The sequence below is a fragment of the Achromobacter sp. Marseille-Q0513 genome (assembly GCF_018195695.1).
GTDB lineage: Bacteria > Pseudomonadota > Gammaproteobacteria > Burkholderiales > Burkholderiaceae_B > Achromobacter.
Map to the genome: position 1 here is coordinate 1 of NZ_JAGTJY010000256.1, position 6388 is coordinate 6388.

Below are 6388 nucleotides of genomic sequence, written 5' to 3' on the forward strand. Positions count from 1 at the left end.
GCATGGGTCGGATCCAGCGCAAGACCTTCGACGGCCTGCAGCGCCTGCTGCGCACCGAGATCACCGAACCCGACGGCGCGGTCCGGCTCAGCGAGGTCCTGACCTATGGCGAAGGCCAGCCCGACGCCGCCTCGGCCAATCTCAACGGCCAGCTCTGGCGCCTGCAGGACGAGGCGGGCGTGATGATCTACCAGGACTACAGCATCCTGGGCCAGGCCCAGGGCACGACGCGGCAGTTCGCGCTGGACCCGCGCGCGCCGCTCGACTGGGCCGGCCCGGTGCCGCTGCAGCCCGACGTCTACCAGACCGTGCAGGGCTACGACGCGCTGCGCCGGCCGCTCAGCGAGCAGACGCCCGACGGCAGCGTGATCGGCTGGCGCTATGCGCTGTCGGGCCGGCTGGCCGGGGTGACGCTGCGGCAAGGCGCCAGCACCGATGTGTTCGTCACCGACATCGCGTACAACGCCAACGACCAGCGCGAACGGCTGTACTTCGGCAACCAGGCCATCCAGACCCTGAGCTATGAAGCCACCACCGAGCGACTGCTGGTCCTTGACGCCCAGCGTCCCGCCGCCGGCGCCGACGGCGCGCCGCGCGATCCCACCGTGCAGCAGGCCAGCTATGCCTACGATCCCGTGGGCAACCTGGCGCGCATGCACGATCGCACGGCGGAACAGGTCTTTCGCGGCGGCGCCCAGCCCGAGGCCCTGGGCGACTACCGCTACGACGCGCTGTACCGCCTGAGCCAGGCCACCGGCCTGCAGCATCCGGACATCAAGGCCGACACCCACCTGACCGGCTTCATGCAGAGCCTGTACGCCGAGCTCTGCCCCGACCCCGGACCGGGCGTCACGCTGGAGCCCTACGCGGAACGGTACGACTACGACGATTCCGGCAACCTGGTGCGCACGCGCCACGACGCCGCCAGCGCCTCGTTCCAGCGCGACAACCCCGTGCAGGCCGACTCCAACCGTCTGGCGGGCGTGCCTTGCGACGGCAACGGCAACACCTTGAACACCGCGCTGCTCGCGCCGACCGCGCTGCGCTGGGACGAACGCAACAACCTGGTCGGGGCCGGCCCGGTGGCCAGGCCCGACGGCGCCAGCGAACAGGTCTGGATGTCCTATGACTTCACCAACACCCTGGCGCAGCGCGTGATGGAACGCTCGGCCGCGCCGGACGGCCCCGCCGTCCTGCGCCAGACGCAGCTGACCCTGGGCAGCTACGTGCTGCGCCAGACCACCGACCTGGCCACCGGCGTGACCGAGAGCGCCTCGTCGCTGCGCATCATGAACGGCGCCGGCGCGCTGGTCGTCGCCAGCGATGCCGGCGGCGCGCGCCGGCGCTACCAGCTCGACGACAAGCTGGGCTCGGTCAGCGTGGAACTGGACGAAAACGCCGCCCTGGTCAGCTACGAAGCGTTCTACCCCTATGGCGGCACCGCCATCATCGCCGGGCAGGACCCGGCCCAGGTCGCCGCCAAGGCGCTGCGCTATTCAAGCAAGCCGTGTGACGACAGCACCGGCTTCTATTACTACGGCGCGCGCTACTACCTCAGCTGGCAGGGCCGCTGGCTGAATCCGGATCCGGCCGGCCCGGCCGACGGCGCCAACCTGATGGAATTCGTCAACGGCAACCCGCTCAGCTTCATCGATCCCGACGGCCACGGCAAGACGGATCCGAGCAAGCAAGCCTCGACGGACTGGAGCTTCGATCACGTCAAGACGCTGATGCAGAGCATGTTGAAGACCTACATGTACACCATCGCCAATGCGCCCCGGCACGCCTATATCGAAGCGCCCAAGCAGCTGATGAAACGCTTTTCGTGGGACGAGAACGTCAGGAAACAGACCCGCGAAGCCGGCCGCGGACGGCTCGAGGAAAGCAAGCTGCTGTATTACAACCTGTCCATCGTGCTCGGCATGGATCCGGAACGCTTCCTGCCGGCGATGGTGCTGCCCTGGATCAAGCCTCAGACCAAGCCCTGGGCGCTGGTCGATGTGCCCTTTTACGGCAAGCCCCTGCACAACGAGCTGCGCGCGAAGATCAGCAGCCCCGTCACGCAGGGCGGCCAGCTGGGCAGCCTGCTCGGCAACTTCACCACCGTGGGCACCTCGCTGGTGCTGCTGCGCACCCTGGCGATGTCCGCCCTGCCGCCCTACATGAAGTTCGCGTTCTCGCCGATCCTGATCGGGCAGATCCTCGGCAGCCTCGGCCGTTCCGAGGAAACCGAGCGCGTGTACGCCAGGTTCCAGGAAGACCAGGCCAAGCTCTGGTTCTGGAACCGCAGCTACCGCCAGTCGCTCGCCGGCATGCCCAAGACCCTGGTCTACATGGACTACCAGGAGCAGGAAACCGAGAAGCTCTGGCAAGCGCATGGCATCGAGCAGGCCACGGCCTTTCTTGGCGGCCTGCTGCTGTTCCGCTTCATGGGACCGAAGATGATGGGCCGGGTCGTGGACGCCTGGAAGGCCGGCGCGACCACCGGCGCCTGGCGCTGGCCGAACTGGACGCGGCAATGGAAATGGGGCTCGGGAGGCAGCGGCGGATCCAGTTCGTCCACGGCGCTGGTGCCGGTGATCCCGCCCTTGCCGCCTGCCCTGATTCCCTACAAGGAAGTCCTGCCCGCCATCATCCGGAACAAGACCAAGGCCCTGGCGCCGGTGAGCAACCCGCCGACGGCGGTGGTTCCCTACGTTCCGCCCCAGAACCTGCCCGTTCCCTGGGTGCGCCAGAACTGGCTGCGGCCCTACGTCCCGCCCGAAAGAGCATTGATGGTCCTGCAGCAGAAGCAGGCCGAGATCATCACGTTCGTCCTGCAGAACATCATCAAGAAATAACCCGACGCCAGTGGCGGCGCCGCGCCACCCCCCAATCCAGGAAGAGAACATGTCCCACACGCTCTCGCTCGACGCCAAGCAGACCCTAAGCGCCGCGGATCCTGCGCTGCAGAAGTTCCATGCCGACAATCCCGACTTCGATCTGCTGCATTTCGATTTCCATGCCCGCACGCCGGTCACCGCCGCCTGGCTGGACGCGCTGGACCCGGCCCTGCGCGCCGGCCTGCTGCGCCAGCAGCGGGTGGCCAGGCTGACCACCGACGGCGCGCTCGGCAGCCGACTGCAGGACGCGGGCCTGGACTCGGCTCACCGCATCGCCGCCATGCCCGAGCATCGCTTCCTGCGCGAGCATGGCGCGCTGTTCGACGGCGACCAGGACAGCGCGCGCCAGCTGCACCAGCGCGCCTGCGCCATCCGCGCGGCCACGCGCCACCTGCACGCCAACCTGCATGCCATGCTGGACGCGCCGCATTTCAGCGGCATGCTGGCCAACCATGTGTCGCCGGACGTCTCCGCCTACTTCAGCCAGATTCCCAGCTACCAGGACCTGTTCGGCTCGCTGAACTACTGCAAGTGCCGCGAGTGCGCGTCGATCTTCAGCCCGGCCGCGTACTTCCTGGACATGATGCGGATCACCGATGACTACATCACCGATCCCAACTCCACCAAGCCCAGCGGCAACATCCCGCAGGGCTACCTGCTGTCGCAGCGCCGCCCGGACCTGTTCGACCTGGCGCTGAACTGCGCCAACACCGACACGCCCATCGCCACGGTCGACATCGTCAACCAGGTGCTGGCCCGCCACATCAGCCAGGCCCAGCCCCAGGCCCAGGGCGCGGCCCGGGCCGGCGCCGCGGCCAGCATCACGCTGGCGGCCTCGTCCTCGTCCGACAAGGACCGCTACACCGGCATGTGGATCCTGCTGACCGCCGGCACGGGCGTGAACCAGCTGCGCGAGATCGGCGCCTACGACGGCGGCAGCAAGATCGCCAGCGTGACCCAGCAATGGAACGTCGTCCCCGACCTGACCACGCAGTACCTGATCTCCAGCAACCCGTTCCAGACGCTGGCGGCCGCGCCCTATCCGTTCAACCTGCCGGCCAACATGCCGCTGACCGAAACGCGCAGCTACCTGGCGGCGCTGGGCACCAGCCTGCCCGAGGTCTACGGCGCGCTGAGCGCCCCCGTCACGCAGGGCCAGGCCCAGTCCGCCACGGCCGACTCGCTCACCCTCGCGGCGTCCGCGTCCGGCACGGCCAATGCCTACGTGCCCATGACGCTGCGGCTGACGGGCGGGACGGGGGCCGGCCAGCAGCGCCAGGTCACCGCCTACGACGGCGCCTCGCGCAAGGCCACGGTGGACCACCCCTGGCTGTCGCTGCCCGACGCCAGCACGCGCTACGCGATCATCGACCCGCTGGCCGCCGACCGCGAAACCGCCGGCCTGAACATCGAGCAGTACCGCGTCGTCACCACGCCGGTCTCGGACGCCGCCACGCTCGCGTCCTATTACGGCTACGCCACGCTGGACCTGAAAAAGCTGCGACGCGTGTCCGTGTTCCTGGCCAGCACCGGGCTGGACTGGGACCAGCTGCAGTTCCTGCTCACACAAGGCCTGAGCGCCGCCGAGCAGCGCCAGGGCCTGGCCAACGCCTTCTTCATCAACGCCACCGGCGAGAAGCTGGAACCGATGAAGATCGCGGTGGACAGCAGCGACGTCAACAATCCGTTCTACATCATCGACAATCTCTCCCAATCGCGGCTCGACCGGCTGAACCGCTATATCCGGCTGGCCGCCGCGCTGGGCTGGGACTATGCCGCGCTGGACTGGGCCATGAAGTCGGTCGGCGCGCAGCAAATCGACCAGGCCGCGCTCCAGGCGCTGGCCGGCATCCTCAGGCTGCAGCGCTCAACCTCGCTGGATGTGGTCAGCCTGTGCGGCTTCTGGGCCGACCTCAAGACCATCGGCAAGGGCGACGGTCCCGCGCCGGCGGACCTGTTCGACCGGACCTTCAACAATCCGGCCCTGCTCAACGGCGAAGACCCGTACACCAGCGTCGCGCCGATCCCGTTCGATCCCGCGCGCCCGCTCACCTGGACCATCGCCGACGGCGGCGGCCAGAACGGCACGATACGCGCGCGCCTGGCCGCCGCGCTGTCCTGCAACGACGACGACCTGACCCGCCTGGCGCAGTTCGTCAGCGCGCTGCGCGGCGCGCCCGCCGGCACGCTGACGCTGGGCCTCACGGACCTGAGCTGGCTGTACCGGCTGGCCAAGGCGGCCTCGGTCTTCGAGCTCAGCATCGACCAGTATCTGGTGGCGCTGGGCCTGCTGTACTACCCGGACGCCGGCGGCGCGCCGCCTCCTGCGGGCGCATTGCGTCCCACCGTGTCCGGGGTCGAGCAGCAAAAGCGCATGATCGACTGGCTCAACGCCTCGCCCTTCTCGGTCTATGCCGCGCTGTACGTGCTGACCGGCGTCGTCTCGCCCTACTTCACCCCGGCCTACCGTCCCGACGACATCGCCCCCTTCGTGCAGAACCTTGCGACCGTGTCCGAACCGGCCCGGCTCACGCCGCAGGCCTTCGTCTATGGCGCCATCGAGGCGCCGCGCGCCGCCCAGATCCACGCCAAGCTGCGCGAGACCGGCTTCTTCAGCGAGCTGGGCATCGTGCTGAACCAGGCCACGCCCTATGCCAAGGCCGCCGCGCAATTCCCGCTGACGGCGCAGTCCTTCGTCACGCCCGACATCCCGGCCAGCGACGCCGCCACGGTCTACCAGGACCTGGCGAACCACCTGCCGCCCCTGCTGCTGCCGCTGGCCAGCGACCCGAAGCAGGCCACGGTGGCGCAGATCGTGCAGGCCTCGACCGACCTGTCCTTCCTGTTCGCCGGCCAGGCGGACGCGCCGAACAAGCGCAACCAGGTGCTCAGCATCCTGCTGGCCACCCAGCGCAACATCTACTTCACCGAGTTCGCATTCGCGCTGGTGACGAGCGGCGCGGCCTTCGTCTCGCGCAACATCAACGCCCAGCAATCGGCCCGCAGCCTGCGCCAGCTGGCCGCGCAGACGCCGGCGCTGATGCGGCTGGATCCCGCCCAGGGGCAGAGCCGCGCCATCTCGGCCTATGACGGCGCCACGCGCCGCGCCACGCTGGCCGCGCCCTGGGATCCGGCCGCCCTGCCCGGTCCGTCCAGCCTCTATGCCGTGTGGCGCGAGACGGCCAAGGGCGTCGCGCTGGGCGGCACCGTCGACACGCTGGCCCTGGCGGCCGACGCCTCCGACGACCCGGCCGCCTACGTGGGCATGGAATTGCGCCTGACCAGCGGCGCCGGCGCCGACCAGCGCGCCGCCATCGTCGGCTACGACGCCGCCACGCGCGTGGCCACCGTGTCGCCGGCCTGGGTCGCGCTGCCCGGCGCCGGCACCGGCTACGCCATCGCGCAGGCGCTGGCCACCGGCGCGGCCGCGGCCGCGGGCGCCAGCCCGCTGCCCCCGCAGGCCCCCGCCCGCGCCGGCCGCGGCGCCCACGCGGGCCGCAGCGTCC

General features: G+C 69.7%; 2 protein-coding genes. Both read left to right on the plus strand.

Features of this window, described 5'->3' with window-relative positions:
- On the plus strand, positions 1–2840 hold a 2840-nt coding region (locus KDH83_RS28720; protein WP_212322053.1), incomplete at its 5' end, for an RHS repeat-associated core domain-containing protein.
- Between the two features lie 49 nt (positions 2841–2889).
- On the plus strand, positions 2890–6388 hold a 3499-nt coding region (locus KDH83_RS28725; RefSeq protein WP_212322055.1), incomplete at its 3' end, for a Tc toxin subunit A.